Genomic DNA, 18,381 nt, shown 5'->3' on the forward strand with positions numbered 1-18,381 from the left:
CCATGGACCGTACCGGCCCGCTCCACGCGGAAGCTGCGCCATGGCGCCTGGGCCGCGAAGCCCGCGCCACGAGCGAACTCTTCCTCGGCCAGCGCCGCATCTACATCCTGCCCACCGGTCCCGGCCTGGGCTTCGGCGCCCTGCTGCTGGTGCTGCTGATCGGGTCGATCAACTACAACCTGGGCCTGGGCTATGCCCTGACCTTCCTGGCCCTGTCCTGCGCCCTGGTCGACATGGTGCTCACCTGGCGCAACCTGGCTCACCTGCGCCTGAAGGCCGGCCGCACGCCGGCCGTCTTCGCCGGACAGGAAGCGAGCTTCGAGCTGCAGCTGATTAACGCCAGCACGCGCCCGCGCTACGCCATCTGGGTCGACAGCGCGGGAACGGGCGCGCCGCGCCACGCGGCCGACGTCGCCGCCAACGCCGACACCACGCTGCGCCTGTCCGTCCCGACCGACAAGCGCGGCTGGCTGGCGGCCCCGCGCCTGGTGCTGAGCACGCGCTTTCCGCTGGGGCTGTTTCGCGCCTGGAGCTACTGGCAGCCGGACCTGCACGCCCTGGTCTATCCCTTCCCCGAGGAGGATGCGCCGGCCCTGCCGCGCGGCAGCGGCACGCGCGCAGCGGGCATCAGCGGCGGCGCCGGTGGCGAGGACGACTTCGCCGGCGTGCGTCCCTACCAGCCGGGCGACCCGCTGCGCCGCCTGGCCTGGCGCCAGATTGCCCGCCTCGACCCGCTCGACGGCGGCCAGCTCGTCACCAAGCATTTCGAGGGCGGCGCGCGCGACCAACTGGTGCTCGACCTGGCCGCGCTGCCGCCGCGGCTCGACCTTGAACTGCGCCTGTCGCGCATGACGCGCTGGGTGCTGGAGGCGGAAAGCCGCGCCCTGCCCTACGCCTTCCGCCTGGGTGCCACGTCCTTCGAGGCGGCCAGCGGTCCCGCTCACGCGGCGGCCTGCCTGCGCGCGCTGGCGCTGCACGGCCTGGGAGCGCCGCGGTGAAGGCCTTGCTGACATCCTTCCAGGGCCTCTCGCGCGACAAGGCCGACACCCTGCTATTGCTCTTCAGCGCCCTGCTGGTGCTGGCACCCCACGTCGCCCACCTGCCGCTCTGGGTGTCGGCGCTGTGCGCGGTCACCCTGCTGTGGCGCGGCGTCATCACGCTGCAGGGCAAGCGCATGCCGCCCAGCCTGCTGCTCCTGCCGCTGGCGGCCGGCGCCATGCTCGGCGTCGCCCACAGCTACCAGACCCTGCTCGGGCGCGATGCCGGAGTCGCGATGCTGGTGCTGCTGGTCGCCTTCAAGATGCTCGAGATGCATGCGCGGCGCGACCTGTTCGTGGTCGTGTTCCTGTGCCTGTTCCTGGTGCTGACCAACTTCTTCTACGAGCAGGGCATCGGCACGGCGCTGCTGATGGCCCTGTCGGTGCTGGCCCTGCTCACGGCGCAGTTGAGCTTCCAGTTCACGGGCGCGGTGCCGCCGCTGCGCCAGCGCTTCCTGATGAGCGCGAAACTGCTCGGCCTCGCGGCGCCGCTGGCGCTCGCGCTGTTCTTCCTGTTCCCGCGTATCGAAGGGCCGCTGTGGGGCGTGCCGGGCGACGCCATCGGCGCGCGCTCGGGGCTGTCGGAAACGATGGCGCCCGGGACGATGGCGAACCTGGCGCAGTCGGGCGAGACCGCCTTCCGCGTGCGCTTCGAGGGCCCGGTACCGCGCCAGGAACAGCTGTACTGGCGCGGCCCCGTGCTGGGCGCCTACGACGGACGCACCTGGACCCGCCTCGACGCCCGCACGCGCCAGCGCACGGCGCAAGAGCCGCTGGCGCTGACCGTGGCCGGCAAGCCGGTAACGTATGAAATCACGCTCGAGCCCTCCTCGACCCGTTGGCTGTTCGCGCTCGAGATGCCGCAAAGCCTGCCCGAGCTGGACGGCAAGCGCGTGGACGTCTCGGGCGAATTCGAACTCATGGCCGCCTCGCCGCTCGAGTCGCGCCTGCGCTACCGGATGCTGTCCTTCCTCGACTACCGGCTGCAGAAGGAGGCGCTGCCGCCGGATGCGGATCACTGGCTGCAACTGCCGGCCGACAGCAATCCGCGCGCGCTGCTGGCCGGCCTGGGCCTGCGCGCCGAGCGCGATCCGCGCCGCCGCGTGGAGGCCGTGCTTGCCGGCTTCCGGCGCGAGAACTACGTGTACACGCTGAACCCGCCCCTGCTGGGACGCGACGCCGTCGACGATTTCCTTTACGGCAGCCGCGCCGGCTTCTGCGAACATTATTCCGGTGCCTTTGTCTTCCTGATGCGCGCCGCCGGGGTGCCGGCACGGGTGGTCACCGGTTACCAGGGCGGCGAGCTGAATCCCCTGGATGGCTACGTCACCGTACGCCAGTCCGACGCCCACGCCTGGGCCGAGGTCTGGCTGGCCGGGCAAGGCTGGGTGCGCGTCGATCCGACCGCCGCGGTGGCGCCGGAACGGGTGCGGCGCGGCCTGGAGGGCGCGATCCCACCGCGTCCGCCCTTCGGCATCGAGGGCCTGGGCCGCTTCATGGCGCAGGGCGGCGGCAACTCGTGGCTGGCGCAGATGCGCTATGCCTTTGGTGCCGTCAACAACGGCTGGAACCAGTGGGTGCTGAACTACACGCCGCAGCGCCAGCAAAACGTGGTCGACAGCGTGCGCGCTTCGCTGTTCGACTGGCGCATGCCAGTCTTGCTAGCCACCCTGATAACTGTGTTGCTCCTATGGAGAATCTTCCTGCGCCGCCGGGAAATCGACCCGGTCGATGCGCTATACTCGGCCTTGTGTTCGCGCCTGGCCCGCCTGGGTCTGGCGCGAGCGGCAGATGAGAGCCCGAGTGCCTACAGTGCGCGCATTCGCGCCGAAGCCCGGCTCGCACCGCCCGCGGAAGCGGCGGCCGCCGAGTTCCTCGGCCGGTACAGCGCCTGGCGCTATGCGCCGCGCCCCGTTGCGGCCAAGGACACCCATCTGGCCGCGACCCTGAAGCGCTTACTTTCGCAAGTTCGATGAAATCTTTCGTATCAGCCCTGGCAGCACTCGTTTTTGCAGCAGCTCCCCACATCGATGCCGACGCCGCGGCGAAGCATCCTCCGTCCAAGGCCAAGGTCGTGAAGACCAAGGCCAAGGTAGAGAAAAACAAGGCCAAGGCCGCCAAGACCGCGCCTAAAGCACGTAAAGCGCTGGCCGTGGCGGCAGCCGTTGCGGCCGTGTCCGCCATCGACTACACCGGCGAGCCGATCAACTTCGGCGAATGGCAGGCCGTCAGCGCCTTCGTCGACGAGATGGTCGCCAAGCACGGCTTCGACCGCACCGAACTGAAAGCGCAGATGCGCCAGGTGCGCTTCGTCGATTCGGCGGTCCAGCTGGTGAAGCCGGCGCCGCCGGGCAAGCCGAAAAACTGGCAAGCCTATAGCGCGCGCTTCATCGAGCCGATCCGCATCAATGCCGGCCTGCGCTTCTGGAACGAGAACGAAGCGGCATTGGCGCGTGCCGAAGCGACCTACGGCGTGCCGGCCGAGATCATCGTCGGCATCATCGGCGTCGAAACCATCTATGGCCGCGACACCGGACGCTTCCGCGTGCTGGACACGCTGACCACGCTCGCCTTCGCCTACCCGGACGCGCCGAACAAGCAGGCGCGCGCCGAATTCTTCCGCAGCGAACTCGAAAACGCCCTGCTGCTGGCGCGCCACGAAAAGATCGATCCGTTCTCGCTGCTCGGCTCCTTCGCGGGCGCCGTCGGCATGCCGCAATTCATGCCCGGGAATATCCTGAAATACGGCGTCGACTTCGACGGCGACGGCCACATCGACCTGCGCAATTCGACTTCGGATGCGATCGGCAGCGTAGCCAACTTCCTGATCGAGCATGGCTGGAAGCCGAGCGACACCGGCCCGAACGTGATGCCGGTCGACGTCTCCGCCAACCGCGCCTGGGAACCGCTGCTCGGCCGCGGCCTGGAAGCCACCCTGCGTCCGGACGAGCTGGAAGCGGCCGGCGTCATCACCCCGGCCTCGCTGCCGGCGCACCGGCTGTATGGACTGGTCGACCTGCAGAACGGCGCCGAGGCGACCGAGTACTGGGTAGCGAACGATAACTTCTTTGCCATCACCAAGTACAACCGTAGTTATTTCTACGCCATGTCGGTGATCGACCTGGGCCGGGCCGTGCGCGAGGCACGGATGGCACAGGCCTTGTAGTGTTGGAAAGTTGTAACAAGTTGTAAGGAAGCTGCGCCCTTTCTTTCCCCGGCGCAGCTCTTCCATATACCGGGTACTCCCCCGGTGTATCCCCTCCCGCCCGTTTCTGTACTCTATGGAAACATTCGCAGGCGCGGCATACCCCCTCCGATGTTGTTATTCGTGCATATCATTTTGAAACGTGCGCGGCGCAACTTCTGTTTCCTCTACACTTAAGTTTAATCAAAAAACAATTATTTTTTCCGTGAGTTTGTGAGAGAATTGCATTGCGGCTATTGTTGCGATTAGACAACAGAGCCGAGGCTTCGCACCGAATTCTATTGCTCATAAGTACTAGAGCCTGATTTAGTTGTACAATTGAGTAGATTTTTGAGAAAGAACTTCCGGAAACGAAACCGCAAGACTTTCCGTAACCCACATAGGAATATTTGAAATCATGACAAACCAAGTCGGCATTGATATGAGCAGCGACGCGGAGTCGGATGAGCTGTTGCAGTACAACCCGAACCGTCTGCTGGACACCCTGATCGAGAATCTGCGCCTGAAAAACGACGCAGCCCTGTCGCGCGCCCTGGAAGTGGCGCCGCCGGTCATCTCGAAGATCCGCCACCACCGCCTGCCGGTCGGCGCATCGCTCCTGATCCGCATGCACGAAGTGAGCGACCTGTCGATCCGTGACCTGCGCTACCTGATGGGCGACCGCCGCAACAAGTTCCGCATCAGCGACAAGCAGTTCAAGCCAAAAGAAGGCGCAGCGCCAAGCGCGTCGAGCGGCGAGTAATTCCCACAGATTCTTTCCGGGCCGCTGCTGCATGCGGCCTTGAAAGAAAACAGTGGGCGAAAAAAAGGGGCGATGCGATCGCCCCTTTTGTCATGCCTGCCCGTTTGATCAAGCCGGGAACACGCCGGTGGACAGATAGCGGTCACCGCGGTCGCAGACGATGAACACGATGGTCGCGTTCTCCACGGTCTGCGAAATGCGCAGCGCCACCTCGCAGGCGCCGGCGGCCGAGATGCCGCAGAAAATCCCCTCTTCCGCCGCCAGCCGGCGCGCCATCTGCTCGGCAGCGGCCTGGCTGACGTTTTCCACCTGGTCCACGCGCGACTTGTCGAAGATCTTCGGCAGGTAAGCTTGCGGCCACTTGCGGATGCCCGGGATCGAGGAACCCTCTTCCGGCTGGGCGCCGATGATGCGCACCGCCTCGTTCTGCTCCTTCAGGTAGCGCGACACGCCCATGATGGTGCCGGTCGTGCCCATGGCGCTGACGAAATGGGTGATGCGGCCTTCGGTATCGCGCCAGATTTCCGGCCCCGTGGTTTCGTAGTGCGCACGCGGATTGTCCTGGTTGGCGAACTGGTCGAGGATGATGCCCTTGCCGTCCTTCTGCATCTGGTCCGCCATGTCGCGCGCGTATTCCATACCACCCGTCTTCGGCGTCAGTACGATCTGGGCGCCGTAGGCGGCCATGCTCTGGCGCCGCTCGATCGACAGGTTGTCCGGCATCAGCAGGATCATCTTGTAGCCGCGGATCGCCGCCGCCATGGCCAGCGCGATGCCGGTGTTGCCGGAGGTCGCCTCGATGATGGTGTCGCCCGGCTTGATCTGGCCGCGTTCCTCGGCGTTCTTCAGCATCGACATCGCCGCGCGGTCCTTCACCGAACCGGCTGGATTGTTGCCTTCGAGCTTGCCCAGGATGACGTTATTGCGCGCCGCCGCATCCGCGCCGCCGATGCGCACCAGCTGCACCAGCGGGGTATTGCCGATCGTATCTTCGATGGTTTTATAGGCCATGCTTGCTCTCTTGCTTGTCTTCAAAACGCCATTCTAAACCGGGACGCAAGAGCGCGTATGGAGAGGGGTCGGGATCGCTGTCGTGTACTCCAATTGAGGGGCGTAGGGTGGGCACTCCGTGCCCACGCGGCGCAGCGCATCCGGGTCGAAAAAACGTTTCGACCCGCATCCGTGCCATACGGCGTGGGCACGGAGTGCCCACCCTACAACATCAGCGCAACGGCGCGGGATACGAAGCGACGCTGACGTTGCCGTCCTTGTCGACCGCCTGCACGCCGAAGAAGTAATTATCCTTCGACATGTTGATCGTGGCTTCCGTCACATTGCCGACGAACTTCGCACCCTGCCAGCCGGCTGCCGTGGTGTCGCGCCAGACGATGCGGTAGCCGGCGACGTCCGGCTCCGGATTGGCCTGCCACACCAGCGTCGAATCGTTCACCAGCTTGTCGGTGCGCACCTTGACGCCCTGCGGCGCGCTCGGCGCCAGGGCCAGCGAGGCCAGCGCCGCCGCGTTCACCTTGGCCACCTTGGCCGTGTAGTCGACGTCGACGAACTCGATCAGGTCGCCATACACCTTGCCGTTCTCGGTGCGCAGGTTCTGGTGCTGGTGCGAGAAGTCCTCGTTCGGTTCGGTAAAGCGCAGCGCGGCGTAGCCCTGCTCGAGGAAAGGCATGTGGTCGCCGCCGCGCAGGTAGCGGTCGTGGCGCTGAATGACGTTGACCTTGAAGCCCTTCACGTAACGCTCGCCCTGCTCCTTCACGTGGCGCGCGAGCTGGCGCGAGATCGAGTCGTTCTCGCCACCGGTTGCCACCAGCTGGCGCACGGTCTCGCTCATTTCCTTCGTCGCCGGCACGCCCTGGGCGAACAGGCGTACCTGCTTGTTGTCGACGCGGCCGTCGTCGGCGCGCGAGCTGCCGATGATGTCGTTGGTGAACATGCCGGCCACGTTCAGGTTCTTCTCGCGCGCCGTCTTCGCCCAGTGGCCGGCGCCGAGCAGGCCCTGCTCCTCGGCCGCAACGGCCATGAAGACCAGGGTCGCGTCGAACTTGTACTTGGCCATCACGCAGGCCAGTTCCATCACGGCGGCCGTGCCCGAAGCGTCGTCGTTGGCGCCCGGCGCTTTTCCGCTCGCATCCATCACGTCGGTATTGCGCGAGTCATAGTGACCGGTGACCACGTAGAGGCGGTCCTTCGAGGCATCCTGGGTGCCGGGCAGCGTGGCGACGACGTTGACGATTTCGGTGGGACGCGAAATGCGCGCCGAGACTGGAGCGATGTGGCTGTCGAAGCTCACCTGCAGGCTTGTCCCGGCGCCGCAGCGCTCCAGTTCCGAGCGGATCCAGCGCCGCGCGGCGCCGATGCCCGTGGTGTCCGAGGTCGTGTCCGACATCGTGTGACGGGTCTCGAAGCTGACCAGCTTGCGGATGTAGGCGTCGATGCGCTTGGGCGAGATCTCGACGACGATCTTGTCGATCTGGGCCTGGTGGCGGGTGACGTCGGGAGCGGTCGGTGCGGCGTGGGAACTGGCGGCGAACAGGCCGGCGACGAGGCCGGCGGTAATGCTGAGGCGAGGCATGAGGTTCCTTGGAAACGTTGCAGTCGATTCCCTATCTTCTCATGCCTCCTTGTTTGTTGCAGTATTTACACGCGCAGCTTGCGCGTTCAGGTGCTGGCCTTGGTGTCGGCCGGCTTGGCCTTCGCTTCCTTGGCCGCGGCCGGCTTGGCGGCCACGCCTTCCTTGCCCTTGCCGTTGACCTGCAGGCCGGCCTCGGACAGCTTGGCCGCCTTCTTGTCGCCCACGCCCTTTACGCGCTTCTGGAAGTCGGCCCAGTCCTTGAACTCGCCCTTGCTGCGCTCTTCCAGGATCGCCTTCGACATGCTCGGACCCACGCCCTTCACGCCGTCGAGGGCGGCGGCATCGGCCTTGTTGACGTCGACCTGGGCAAACGCGAAGCTGGTCGAAGCGGCCAGCGCGGCAATGGCAAGCATCAGTTTCTTGATCATCAGTGTCTCTCCGTTCAGGTAGCGGACGGCGGGTGCCGCCCGTGGCCATTAACGTGGCGGGATGGAGAGCGTTGACCGGGTACGGTTGATGTAGGTCAGTAGGGTGGGCATTCATGCCCACGCGGTATCGCACCGTTGCGGTTCGAAACGCCATTTCGACATGGATGCGCCGTACCGCGTGGGCATGAATGCCCGGTGAAACCGTGAGCCAGGCCATTGGCCTGACCCACCCCTACAAAATCAACCTGGGAAGAGTTCTTCGCGGGTGACGGTTGCAGTTCCGAGCTTGCCGACAACGATTCCACCAGCGCGATTTGCCGTGGCCAAAGCCACATCCAAAGGCGCGCCTGCACCGAGCATGGCGGCCATCGTGGCAATCACGGTATCGCCGGCGCCCGACACATCGAACACCTCGCGCGCATCGGCATGCACGTGCAGCACTTCCTTGTCCGTGTAGAGGCTCATGCCCTCTTCCGAGCGCGTCAGCAGCAGGGCTTCGAGCCCGAGCTCGGCACGCAGGGCCTGGGCCTTGGCGGTGAGCTGCTCCTCGTCCTTCCAGCTGCCGACGATGCGCTTCAGTTCCGACTTGTTCGGCGTGAGCATGCTGGCCCCCCCATACGGCGAGAAATCGTCGCCCTTCGGATCGACCATCACGATCTTGCCGGCCGCACGGGCGGCGCGGATCATCTCGGCGACGTTCACCAGGCTGCCCTTGTTGTAATCGGAGAAGATCAGCACGTCGTAGTCCGGCAGCAGCGCCTTGAACTGGGTGAGCTTGTCGCGCAGCACGGTCTCGGTGGGCGCGTCCTCGAAGTCGATGCGCACCATCTGCTGCTGGCGGCCGATGACGCGCAGCTTGATGATGGTGGAGATGGCTTCGTCGCGCTTCAGGTAGCTGTGGATGCCGGAGTCGCGCAGCAGGCTGTCCACTTGCGTGCCCGCCTCGTCGGCGCCGACCACGCCCAGCAGGCCGCTGTGGGCGCCGAGGGCGGCGGCGTTGCGCGCCACGTTGGCGGCGCCGCCAAGGCGCTCTTCGCGGCGCTCGATGCGCACCACCGGCACCGGCGCTTCCGGCGAAATGCGCGAGACGTCGCCGAACCAATAGCGGTCGAGCATGACGTCGCCGACGACGAGCATGCGCACGGTATCGAGTTTCGGGGCGGCGGTGTGCAGGTAATCTGCGCCGTCGAGCAGGCGGCTGGGGATGGAGTTCGTCATCGGAATCAGTTCATCACGTTCAATTCTTCGGTACGGCGCGGCGGATAAGTCTCCCAGCGGCTGCACCCCGGACACTGCCAATAATACTGGCGCGCCTTGAAGCCGCAATGGCTGCACTGGTAGCGCGCCAGTTTGGTGGTGTAGCCGTGAATCAGGTTCTTCACCATCGACAGCTCTTCCCAGATATGGGCCGGGGCGTCCATCAGGCGCGCTTCCAGCAGTTTGTCAAGGCCGAGCAGAGTCGGGTTGCGGCGCAACTCGTCGACCACCAGCTGTTTGGCCGCCTCGACGCCGTCGAGTTCAATGACGGCCTTGAAGACGACGTCGATCAGGTCGATCGACGAGGCTTCGGCCAGGTAGGAACGCAGCAGGTTGACGCCTTCCTGCGGGCGGCCGACGCGGCGGTAGCCGTCCATCAGGCGGCCGGCGACCAGCGCCACGTGCGGCACGCTCTGCTGTTCGACGCGCTTCCAGGTGGCGATCGCGCCTTCGACGTCGCCCTGGGCCAGCAGCACGTCGCCCAGCAGCATGGTCGCGCGCACGCTGTTGCGGTCGGCGTGCAGGGCCTTGTCCAGCAGCGCGGTCGCATCGAGCAGGTCGGTGCGCACCAGGGCGTCCTGGGCCAGCTCGCAATAGAACTGGGCGATTTCCTTCTGGCGCGCGCCGGCGCCGGACGCCTGCAGGCCGGTGGCGGCGTCGATGGCGCGGCCCCACTCCTTTTCGCGCTGGTAGATCTCGAGCAGGGCTTTACTGGCCTGCACGCTGTAGCTGCCTTCGACCAGGCCGTTGAAGGTCTCTTCGGCGCGGTCCAGCAGGCCGGCCTTCAGGTAGTCCATGCCGAGTTCGTACTGGGCCTGGGTACGCTGCGCCGCGGGCAGGTCGGGCCGCGCCAGCAGGTTCTGGTGGACGCGGATGGCGCGTTCGATCTCGCCGCGGCGGCGGAACAGGTTACCGAGTGCGAAGTGCATGTCGGCCGTTTCCGGATCGAGCGTGACGATCTCGATGAAGGCGTCGATGGCTTTATCGGGCTGGTCGTTCAGCAGCAGGTTCAGGCCCTTGAAATAGGCCCGCGGCAGGGTGCGCGATTCGGACAGGATCTGTTTGATGTCGACCCGGGCGGCGATCCAGCCGAGGCCAAAGAAGACGGGGACGGCGAGCAGCCACCAGGTTTCAAATTCCATGGATTGTTATTCTTGGTTGCTTATTGATGATCGGGTAGTTACCGGGGTACCACGGCATCCGCGGCCGGCTGGGCGCTGCCGGTGCCGGCGGCGCTCTGCAGCGCCTGCACGGTGTGCTTGTGCTGCGAGGCTTCGCGGCGGTGGCGGAACACGGTCGGCGACATGGCCAGGATCCCGAGTGCGGCGCCGGCGATGAAGAAAGCCAGCAGCATCAGCACCAGCGGACCGCGCAGTTCGTAACCGAGGAAAAAGTTCAGATCGACTTCCTGCGTGTTCTTCAGCGCGAAGCCGAAAAACAGGACGAACAGGATGAATCCTGCGAGGGTGGAGACGAATTTCATCGGGTGGGCCTGACGGTGGGTAACGCAAAGGCGCAGTGTCGCATATCTGCCCGTTTATTTCAAAGTTGAGGTCCGTTTGCGGGCGTCGGGAATGGTGGGCACGGGGCGCCCACCCTACGTAGGGTGGGCGCCCCGTGCCCACCAATTCCACGCACACCGACATAAAAAAACGGCGTCCGAGGACGCCGTTCTCTGTGCCTGCACGTGGCAGACGACTTCAGTCTTCGATGATCGGTTGCCCGACCATCGCGTCGACCCGCTCGCGCAACTGCTTGCCGGGCTTGAAGTGCGGCACCCGTTTTTCGGGAACCATCACCTTGTCGCCCGACTTCGGATTGCGGCCGATACGGGGTGGACGGCTGTTCAGAGCAAAGCTGCCGAAACCACGGATCTCGATGCGCTGCCCGGTCGCCAGGGCGTTGGTCATCGCATCGAGGATGGTCTTGACTGCGTACTCCGCATCCTTGGCGACCAGCTGAGAATAACGCTCAGCCAGTCGTGCAATCAGCTCGGACTTGGTCATCTGGTCGCCTCAAGCGTGGCTAACGAATTAGCCTTTGTTATCGAACTTGGCCTTGAGCAGAGCGCCCAGGCTGGTCGTGCCCGAAGCGGCGTTGCTGTCCGAAGCCAGCTTGCTCATCGCTTCCTGGGTGTCAGCGCTGTCTTTCGCCTTGATCGACAGCTGGATGCTGCGAGCCTTGCGATCGATGTTGATGACCAGGGCTTCGACCTTGTCGCCCACTTTCAGGTGGGTGCCGGCGTCTTCCACGCGGTCACGCGAGATTTCCGAAGCGCGCAGGTAGCCTTCGACTTCTTCGTTCAGGGCGATGACGGCGCCTTTCGGCTCAACTGACTTGACCGTACCGGTGACCAGGGAACCCTTGTCGTTCAGTGCGGCGAAGTTGTTGAACGGGTCGCCTTCCAGCTGCTTGACGCCCAGCGAGACACGCTCGCGCTCGACGTCGATCGCCAGCACGACGGCTTCCAGCTCGTCGCCCTTCTTGAAGCGGCGCACTGCCTCTTCGCCGGCTTCGGTCCACGACAGGTCCGACAGGTGGACCAGGCCATCGATGTTGCCTGGCAGGCCGATGAAGACGCCGAAGTCGGTGATCGACTTGATCGAACCCTTGACCTTGTCGCCCTTCTTGTGGGTCATGCCGAAGTCGTCCCATGGGTTCGCCTTGCACTGCTTCATGCCCAGCGAGATACGGCGACGCTCTTCGTCGATTTCCAGGACCATGACTTCGACTTCGTCGCCCAGCTGCACGACTTTGTTCGGGGCCACGTTCTTGTTGGTCCAGTCCATCTCCGACACGTGCACCAGGCCTTCGATGCCCTGCTCGACTTCGACGAACGCGCCGTAGTCGGTGAGGTTCGTGACTTTACCGAACAGGCGGGTGCCTTGCGGGTAACGACGCGACAGGCCGGTCCATGGATCGTCGCCCAGCTGCTTGACGCCCAGCGAGACGCGGTTCTTTTCCTGATCGTACTTGAGGACCTTGGCGGTGATTTCCTGGCCAACCGACAGCACTTCCGACGGGTGACGCACGCGACGCCATGCCAGGTCGGTGATGTGCAGCAGGCCGTCGATGCCACCCAGATCCACGAACGCGCCGTAGTCGGTGATGTTCTTGACGACGCCGGTGACCACGGTGCCTTCTTTCAGGGTTTCCATCAGCTTCTGGCGCTCTTCGCCCATCGATGCTTCGATGACGGCGCGGCGCGACAGCACGACGTTGTTACGCTTGCGGTCCAGCTTGATGACCTTGAATTCGAGGGTCTTGCCTTCGAACGGGGTGGTGTCCTTGACCGGACGGGTGTCGACCAGCGAACCCGGCAGGAATGCGCGGATGCCGTTGGTCAGGACGGTCAGGCCGCCCTTGACTTTGCCGTTGACGGTGCCGGTGACGATCTCGCCCGACTCCATTGCTTTTTCCAGAGCCAGCCACGATGCCAGGCGCTTGGCCTTGTCGCGCGACAGGATGGTATCGCCGAAACCGTTTTCGAGCGATTCGATGGCCACGGAAACGAAGTCGCCGATCTGGACTTCCAGTTCGCCCTGGTCATTCTTGAATTCTTCGACCGGAATGAAGGCTTCCGACTTCAGGCCGGCGTTGACGATCACGAAGTTGTGATCCAGGCGCACGACTTCAGCGGAAATGACTTCGCCCGAGCGCATATCTTGACGCGACAGCGATTCCTCGAAGAGGGCTGCGAAGCTTTCCATACCGGAATCTTGATTGGTTGCAGTAGACATGAGTTATTTACAAGTTAGCCAGCAGGACCGGCGATAGTGCGGTTCTGAACTGGGTCAGGTTAAAACAACACCTATGAGGCAAAACGCCATCACAGGCACCAAACGAACTACTTAGAGCAGCGTATGCCAATGGAGCACTTGCTCCACCGCCTCATCGACCGTCATGTCCGACGTATCGAGGATGTACGCGCCCTCTGCCGGGACCAGCGGGGCGACGGTGCGATGGGTATCGCGGTCGTCGCGCGCCTGCAAATCCGCCAGCAGACCTTCCATATTAGCAGAAATTCCTTTGCCAATCAATTGCTTATATCGGCGTTCGGCACGGGCTTCGACGCTGGCGGTAAGAAACACTTTTAGGCGTGCATTCGGGAAAATGACGGTGCCCATGTCACGGCCGTCGGCCACCAGTCCGGGCGCCTTGCGAAAGCCCAGTTGCAGGGCGTAGAGGGCCTGGCGCACGCCGGGAAAGGCCGCAATCCTGGAAGCATTGTTGCCCACTTCCTCGGCCCGGATCTGCGCCCCGACCTCTTCGCCGGCGAGGAAAATGTCACCATTCGAAAAGGAGGCCGGCAGTTCCTGCGCCAGCCGCGCCACCGCCTGCTCGTCGTCCAGCGCCACGCCGGCGCGCATGGCGGATAAGGCCGTCAGGCGGTACAGGGCGCCCGAGTCGAGCAGGTGGTAGCCGAGCCGGTCGGCGACGCGTGCCGCGACGGTGCCCTTGCCGGAGGCAGTCGGACCGTCGATCGTGATCACGGGAATGTGGGAATTGGGCATTGTTTTTCTTTGAAAACGGTGAAAACGGGTATTAAAACACGCAGTTAGAACAGTTCGTTGCGCGCGATGCTCGCGAACGCTTCGAAGTAGTCGGGGAAGGTCTTGGCGACGCATTTCGGATCGTTGATGCGCATCGCGTTGCCGCGGCGCGCCTTGCCGTCCAGGGCGGCCAGCGAGAAGCACATCGCCATCCGGTGGTCGTCGTAGGTGTCGATCGTGGCCGGCAGCAGTTCTTCGGGCGGGGTGATGCTGATGTAGTCGGCGCCCTCCTCCACCGTGGCGCCGACCTTGCGCAGCTCCGTCGCCATCGCCGCCAGGCGGTCGGTTTCCTTCACGCGCCAGCTGGCGATGTTGCGCAGCGTGCTGGTGCCGTCCGCGTACAGCGCGGCGACCGCAATCGTCATCGCGGCATCGGGAATGTGGTTGAAGTCGGCGTCGATCGCCTTTAACACGCCATTGCCGCGCGCCTCGATCCAGTTCTCGCCGCGGGTGATGGTCGCACCCATGCGCGCCAAAGCGTCGGCGAAACGCACGTCGCCCTGGATGCTGTCCTGGCCCACGCCCTCGACCCGCACCGGCCCGCCGCCGATCGCGCCGGCCGCCAGGAAGTAGGAGGCCGAAGAGGCGTCGCCTTCGACGTGGATGCTGCCCGGCGAGACGTATTTCTGGCCCGGCTGCACGGTAAAGGAGGCCCAGCCGTTCTGCTCGACCGTCACGCCGAAACGGCGCATCAGGTTCAGCGTGATCTCGATGTAGGGTTTCGAGATCAGCTCGCCGACGACGTCGATCGTCACCGCATGGCCGCGCGCCATCAGCGGTGCGCTCATCAGGAGCGCGGTCAGGAACTGGCTCGACACGTTGCCGCGCACCGACATGCGATTCGCATGGATGTGGCCACGGCGAATGCGCAGTGGCGGGAAGCCCTGCTCCCCGGTGTACTCGATCTGGGTGCCGATCTCGTTGAGGGCATCGACCAGGTCGCCGATCGGACGCTCGTGCATGCGCGAGACGCCGTGCAGGGTGTAGTCGCCGCCGATCACGGCCAGGGCCGCCGTCAGCGGGCGGATCGCCGTGCCGGCGTTGCCCATGAAGAGGTCCGCCTCATGGTTCGGCAGCACGCCGGCCTGGCCATGCACCACAATGGTGCGTTCGTCGATTTCTTCCCAGACGATGCCCAGCGAGCGCAGCGCGCCCAGCATGACCATGGTGTCGTCGGAGGCGAGCAGGTCGTGGATCGTGGTCGTGCCTTCGCTCAGCGCGGCAAGCAGCAGCGTGCGATTGGAGATGCTTTTCGAACCCGGCAGGCGCACCGTGCCCTCGGCGTGCATGACAGGCTCGAGGTCGATGTGCTGCGGGTAGTGTTTGGACTGCGTCATTCGGGTTCCTGAGTTTTTGGCGGTGGAGGCTCGGCCGTTTCGATGGCTTCGCTCCAGGCCCGGCGGGCACGCTGCGCATTCGTATAGATGGCTTCCAGCTGGGCGCCATCGCCTGCGGCAAGGTGCTCGCGCAATATGGTCAATTGTGCCAGATACGCATCGAGCTCGGTGAGCAGCGCATCGCGATTCGCCAGGCTGATGTCGCGCCACATTTCGGGCGAGGAGCCGGCAATCCGGGTGAAGTCGCGAAAGCCGCTGGCGGCGTACTGGAACAGCAGGTCGGCGTGCGGCTTGCGGGCGATGTCGTCGACCAGGCCGAAGGCCAGCAGGTGCGGCAGGTGGCTGACCGCCGCGAACACGCGGTCGTGCTCTTCCGGCGTGAGCGTGTGGATGATCGCACCGCACAGGCGCCAGGCGGCAGCCACCAGGCCGACGTCGCCGGCGTCGTTTTCCGGCAGCGGCGTGATGACGGTCTTCTTGCCCTGGTAGAGCTCGGCCAGCGCGGCGTCCGGCCCGTTCGACTCGCGTCCGGCAATCGGGTGCGCGGGCACGAACTGTTTGACCTTGCTACCCAAGGCCGCGCGGGCCGAGGCGACCACGTCCGACTTGGTGCTGCCGGCGTCGGTGACCACGGTGCCGATGTCCAGGTAAGGGGCGAGCGCGGCCAGGATCGGCCCCGTCTGCGCCACCGGCGCGGCCAGCAGCACCAGGTCGGCGCCCGCCATCGCCTCTTCAGGCGACTCCGTGACGCTATCGACGATGCCGAGTTCCAGCGCGCGCGCCATCACTTCCTGCGAGCGTCCCATGCCGACGACCTGGCGCGCCGCGCCGGCCTTTTTCAGGGCCAGCGCGAACGAGCCGCCGATCAGCCCGACGCCGATGACGACGACCTTGCCCAGCATTAGGCGAGTACCTTCTTCAGCGCGTCGATGAAGGCGGCATTCTCCTGCGGCAGGCCGATCGAGACGCGCAGCCATTGCGGCAGGCCGTAGGCGCCGACCGGACGCACGATCACGCCGAGTTTGAGCAGCGCCAGGTTGACGCGGGCACCCGCGCCTTCATCGTCGCCCACGCGCACCAGCACGAAGTTGCCGAACGAGGGAACGTACTCCAGGCCCAGTTCTTCGAAGGCCGCGGTCATCTGCTTGTAGCCCTCGGCATTGTTGCGTGCGCCCTTCTCCAGGAATTCCTTGTCGTTCAGCGCCGCGATCGCGGCCGCCTGGGCCAGCGAATTGACATTGAAAGGCTGGCGGATGCGGTTCATCAGGTCCGTCACTTCCGGCTGCGCGATGGCGAAACCGACGCGCAGGCCGGCCAGGCCGTAGGCCTTGGAGAAGGTACGCGAGACGATCAGGTTCGGGTACTTGCGCACCCAGTTCGCCGACTCGAACTGGAATTCAGGCGCCAGGTATTCGTTATAGGCCTCGTCCAGCACGACGACGACGTTCGAAGGCACCTTCTGCAGGAAGGCTTCGATCTCGGCCGCGCCGATGAAGGTGCCGGTCGGGTTGTTCGGGTTGGCGACGTAGACCAGCTTGGTATCCGGCTCGATCGCTGCCGCCATGGCAGGCAGGTCGTGTCCGTAGTTCACGGCCGGGACCACGATCGCGCGCCCGCCCACGCCTTGCGTGGCCAGCGCGTAGACCGCGAACGAGTACTGCGCGAAGACGACCGACTCGCCCTTCTGCACGAAGGCGTGGGCCGCGATTTCCAGGATGTCGTTGCTGCCGTTGCCGAGCGTGATCCAGTCGGCCGGGACGTCGTAGCGCTTGGCCAGCGCCGCCTTCAGTTCAAAACCGTTGGCGTCCGGGTAGCGGCCAAGATCGGCGGCGGCTTGCGCCATCGCGGCCTTGCTCGACTCGGGTACGCCGAACGGGTTTTCGTTGGAGGCGAGCTTGACGATGCTGGCCTCATCGAGACCAAACTCGCGGGCGACTTCAGCGATGGGTTTGCCGGCCTGGTAAGGAGCGATGGCGCGGACGTATTCTGGACCGAATTTCGACATGACTGGACTCTACAAATTGGAAAAGATTAAAGGCCGACCGGGTAGGAACCCAGCAGCTTGAAAAAGGCGGCGTTGTCCTGCAGCTCGGCGAGGGCGCGGGCGACGGCGGCATCCTGGCGATGGCCTTCAACGTCGACATAGAAGTAGTACTCCCAGGTGCCGATGCGCGCCGGGCGCGACTCGAAGCGCGTCATCGACACGCCGTGGGTGGCCAGCGGCGCCAGCAGCTTATACACGGCGCCGGCGCGGTTCGGCACGGCCAGCACCAGCGAGGTGCGGTCGCGGCCCGAGGGATTCGTCTGCAGCGAGCCGATGACGGCAAAGCGCGTGCGGTTGTGCGGGTCGTCCTGGATGTGGGCCTGGACCACGCCGAGCCCGTACTGCTGCCCCGCCATCTCGCTGGCAATCGCGGCCACCGACGGGTCCTTGCTGGCCATGACGGCCGCTTCCGCGTTCGAGGCCACGGCGCGGCGCTCGACGTTCGGATGGTGCAGGTTGAGCCAGACCTGGCACTGGGCCAGGGCCTGGGAATGGGCGCAGACGACGGTCACGCCCTCCATGCTGCCGGTCTTGCTCATCAGGCTGTGGTGCACGGGGATCGAGACTTCGCCGCTGATCGCGGTGGTGGTCGCCAGCATCAGATCGAGGGTGCGGTTGATCGCGCCTTCCGACGAGTTCTCGACCGGGACCACGCCGAAGTCGGCGGTGCCGGCTTCGGTGGCGCGGAACACTTCGTCGATCGAGGCGCAGGGCAGGCCTTCGACGGCGTGGCCGAAGTGCTGGTAGACGGCCTGTTCGCTGAAGGTGCCGGCCGGGCCCAGGTAGGCGACGGTGACGCGCTTTTCCAGCGCGCGGCAGGCGGACATCACTTCGCGGAAGATGGTCTGCACGTCCTGATTCTTCAACGGACCGGGATTGCGGTCGGCAACGCCGCGCAGCACCTGCGCTTCGCGCTCGGGGCGGAACACGGGGGCGTCGGTCTCGGCCTTCACGTGGCCCACTTCCTGGGCGATGCGGCCGCGCTGGCTGAGCAAGTCGAGGATTTGCGCGTCGATGGCGTCGATCTGCTGGCGCAGGGGGAGGAGTTTGTCTGTCATGGTTGCAAAATATTATTCGTTGGCTGCGGCGTAACGTAGCTGGGCATGCCCACGCGTTCACCGTTCGATCGGTTGCGGCGCATCCGGCAACGCCCGACCACGGTGATCACACCGTCGTAGCGCCGGATACGTT

General features: G+C 65.1%; 17 protein-coding genes. 4 read left to right on the forward strand and 13 right to left on the reverse strand.

What is annotated here, in order from left to right:
- The first annotated feature begins 2 nt into the window (after positions 1–2).
- The 4 genes from C2862_RS07570 (at position 3) to C2862_RS07585 (ending at position 4,984) form a co-directional block, all read left to right on the forward strand.
- Positions 3–998 carry a DUF58 domain-containing protein gene (locus tag C2862_RS07570; protein ID WP_136219509.1) on the forward strand — a complete coding sequence of 332 codons (996 nt, stop codon included), beginning with the start codon at positions 3–5 and terminating at the stop codon, positions 996–998.
- Positions 995–3,013: a DUF3488 and transglutaminase-like domain-containing protein gene (locus C2862_RS07575; RefSeq protein ID WP_136219510.1), complete on the forward strand. Its 2,019-nt coding sequence runs from the start codon at positions 995–997 to the stop codon at positions 3,011–3,013. The genes C2862_RS07570 and C2862_RS07575 overlap by 4 nt, the downstream gene beginning before the upstream one ends.
- Positions 3,010–4,203, forward strand: a complete 1,194-nt coding sequence (gene mltB / locus C2862_RS07580; protein WP_136219511.1) for a lytic murein transglycosylase B — start codon at positions 3,010–3,012, stop codon at positions 4,201–4,203. The genes C2862_RS07575 and mltB overlap by 4 nt, the downstream gene beginning before the upstream one ends.
- A gap of 436 nt (positions 4,204–4,639) precedes the next feature.
- Complete coding sequence (locus C2862_RS07585; RefSeq protein ID WP_136219512.1) at positions 4,640–4,984, forward strand: hypothetical protein; 345 nt, start codon at positions 4,640–4,642, stop codon at positions 4,982–4,984.
- 108 nt (positions 4,985–5,092) lie between these two features.
- On the opposite strand, the gene cysM is transcribed toward C2862_RS07585, so the two are convergent.
- From cysM to pheA, 13 genes are all read right to left on the reverse strand, one after another.
- Complete coding sequence (cysM, locus tag C2862_RS07590; protein ID WP_136219513.1) at positions 5,093–5,995, reverse strand: cysteine synthase CysM; 903 nt, start codon at positions 5,993–5,995, stop codon at positions 5,093–5,095.
- Between the two features lie 211 nt (positions 5,996–6,206).
- Positions 6,207–7,571 carry a M20/M25/M40 family metallo-hydrolase gene (locus tag C2862_RS07595; RefSeq protein ID WP_136219514.1) on the reverse strand — a complete coding sequence of 455 codons (1,365 nt, stop codon included), beginning with the start codon at positions 7,569–7,571 and terminating at the stop codon, positions 6,207–6,209.
- A gap of 86 nt (positions 7,572–7,657) precedes the next feature.
- Entirely contained in the window at positions 7,658–7,999 is a 342-nt protein-coding gene (locus C2862_RS07600; RefSeq protein ID WP_136219515.1) for a DUF655 domain-containing protein, read from the reverse strand.
- A 240-nt stretch (positions 8,000–8,239) separates the two neighbouring features.
- The gene (gene rfaE1, locus C2862_RS07605) at positions 8,240–9,217 is read right to left on the reverse strand and encodes a D-glycero-beta-D-manno-heptose-7-phosphate kinase (protein ID WP_136219516.1); all 978 of its coding nucleotides are present in this window, start codon (positions 9,215–9,217) and stop codon (positions 8,240–8,242) included.
- Positions 9,218–9,222: 5 nt separating this feature from the next.
- On the reverse strand, positions 9,223–10,398 hold the full coding sequence (gene lapB / locus C2862_RS07610) for a lipopolysaccharide assembly protein LapB (protein ID WP_136219517.1): 1,176 nt from the start codon (positions 10,396–10,398) through the stop codon (positions 9,223–9,225).
- A 38-nt stretch (positions 10,399–10,436) separates the two neighbouring features.
- Entirely contained in the window at positions 10,437–10,739 is a 303-nt protein-coding gene (locus tag C2862_RS07615) for a lipopolysaccharide assembly LapA domain-containing protein (protein WP_136219518.1), read from the reverse strand.
- A gap of 217 nt (positions 10,740–10,956) precedes the next feature.
- Positions 10,957–11,262: an integration host factor subunit beta gene (locus tag C2862_RS07620; protein ID WP_056344442.1), complete on the reverse strand. Its 306-nt coding sequence runs from the start codon at positions 11,260–11,262 to the stop codon at positions 10,957–10,959.
- Positions 11,263–11,289: 27 nt separating this feature from the next.
- On the reverse strand, positions 11,290–12,996 hold the full coding sequence (gene rpsA / locus C2862_RS07625; RefSeq protein ID WP_136219519.1) for a 30S ribosomal protein S1: 1,707 nt from the start codon (positions 12,994–12,996) through the stop codon (positions 11,290–11,292).
- 111 nt (positions 12,997–13,107) lie between these two features.
- Positions 13,108–13,770, reverse strand: a complete 663-nt coding sequence (gene cmk, locus C2862_RS07630) for a (d)CMP kinase (protein WP_136219520.1) — start codon at positions 13,768–13,770, stop codon at positions 13,108–13,110.
- 44 nt (positions 13,771–13,814) lie between these two features.
- Entirely contained in the window at positions 13,815–15,146 is a 1,332-nt protein-coding gene (aroA, locus tag C2862_RS07635; protein ID WP_136219521.1) for a 3-phosphoshikimate 1-carboxyvinyltransferase, read from the reverse strand.
- Positions 15,143–16,048: a prephenate dehydrogenase/arogenate dehydrogenase family protein gene (locus tag C2862_RS07640; RefSeq protein ID WP_136219522.1), complete on the reverse strand. Its 906-nt coding sequence runs from the start codon at positions 16,046–16,048 to the stop codon at positions 15,143–15,145. Before C2862_RS07640 ends, aroA begins: the two co-directional genes overlap by 4 nt.
- Positions 16,048–17,151 (reverse strand): histidinol-phosphate transaminase, encoded by a 1,104-nt coding sequence (hisC, locus tag C2862_RS07645; RefSeq protein WP_136219523.1) that lies wholly within the window; start codon positions 17,149–17,151, stop codon positions 16,048–16,050. The genes C2862_RS07640 and hisC overlap by 1 nt, the downstream gene beginning before the upstream one ends.
- A gap of 26 nt (positions 17,152–17,177) precedes the next feature.
- On the reverse strand, positions 17,178–18,248 hold the full coding sequence (pheA, locus tag C2862_RS07650) for a prephenate dehydratase (protein WP_136219524.1): 1,071 nt from the start codon (positions 18,246–18,248) through the stop codon (positions 17,178–17,180).
- Positions 18,249–18,381 lie beyond the last annotated feature (133 nt).

It is taken from the genome of Massilia sp. Mn16-1_5 (assembly GCF_004798585.1).
Taxonomy (GTDB): domain Bacteria; phylum Pseudomonadota; class Gammaproteobacteria; order Burkholderiales; family Burkholderiaceae_D; genus Telluria.

Bases quoted from the DNA above. Each gene is read 5' to 3' on its own strand.
- cmk (WP_136219520.1), bottom strand. From the start codon at position 13,770: ATGCCCAATTCCCACATTCCCGTGATCACGATCGACGGTCCGACTGCC.
- C2862_RS07620 (WP_056344442.1), bottom strand. From the start codon at position 11,262: ATGACCAAGTCCGAGCTGATTGCACGACTGGCTGAGCGTTATTCTCAG.
- C2862_RS07585 (WP_136219512.1), top strand. From the start codon at position 4,640: ATGACAAACCAAGTCGGCATTGATATGAGCAGCGACGCGGAGTCGGAT.
- aroA (WP_136219521.1), bottom strand. From the start codon at position 15,146: ATGACGCAGTCCAAACACTACCCGCAGCACATCGACCTCGAGCCTGTC.
- pheA (WP_136219524.1), bottom strand. From the start codon at position 18,248: ATGACAGACAAACTCCTCCCCCTGCGCCAGCAGATCGACGCCATCGAC.
- cysM (WP_136219513.1), bottom strand. From the start codon at position 5,995: ATGGCCTATAAAACCATCGAAGATACGATCGGCAATACCCCGCTGGTG.
- rfaE1 (WP_136219516.1), bottom strand. From the start codon at position 9,217: ATGACGAACTCCATCCCCAGCCGCCTGCTCGACGGCGCAGATTACCTG.
- C2862_RS07595 (WP_136219514.1), bottom strand. From the start codon at position 7,571: ATGCCTCGCCTCAGCATTACCGCCGGCCTCGTCGCCGGCCTGTTCGCC.
- C2862_RS07570 (WP_136219509.1), top strand. From the start codon at position 3: ATGGACCGTACCGGCCCGCTCCACGCGGAAGCTGCGCCATGGCGCCTG.
- hisC (WP_136219523.1), bottom strand. From the start codon at position 17,151: ATGTCGAAATTCGGTCCAGAATACGTCCGCGCCATCGCTCCTTACCAG.
- C2862_RS07640 (WP_136219522.1), bottom strand. From the start codon at position 16,048: ATGCTGGGCAAGGTCGTCGTCATCGGCGTCGGGCTGATCGGCGGCTCG.
- lapB (WP_136219517.1), bottom strand. From the start codon at position 10,398: ATGGAATTTGAAACCTGGTGGCTGCTCGCCGTCCCCGTCTTCTTTGGC.
- C2862_RS07615 (WP_136219518.1), bottom strand. From the start codon at position 10,739: ATGAAATTCGTCTCCACCCTCGCAGGATTCATCCTGTTCGTCCTGTTT.
- mltB (WP_136219511.1), top strand. From the start codon at position 3,010: ATGAAATCTTTCGTATCAGCCCTGGCAGCACTCGTTTTTGCAGCAGCT.
- rpsA (WP_136219519.1), bottom strand. From the start codon at position 12,996: ATGTCTACTGCAACCAATCAAGATTCCGGTATGGAAAGCTTCGCAGCC.
- C2862_RS07600 (WP_136219515.1), bottom strand. From the start codon at position 7,999: ATGATCAAGAAACTGATGCTTGCCATTGCCGCGCTGGCCGCTTCGACC.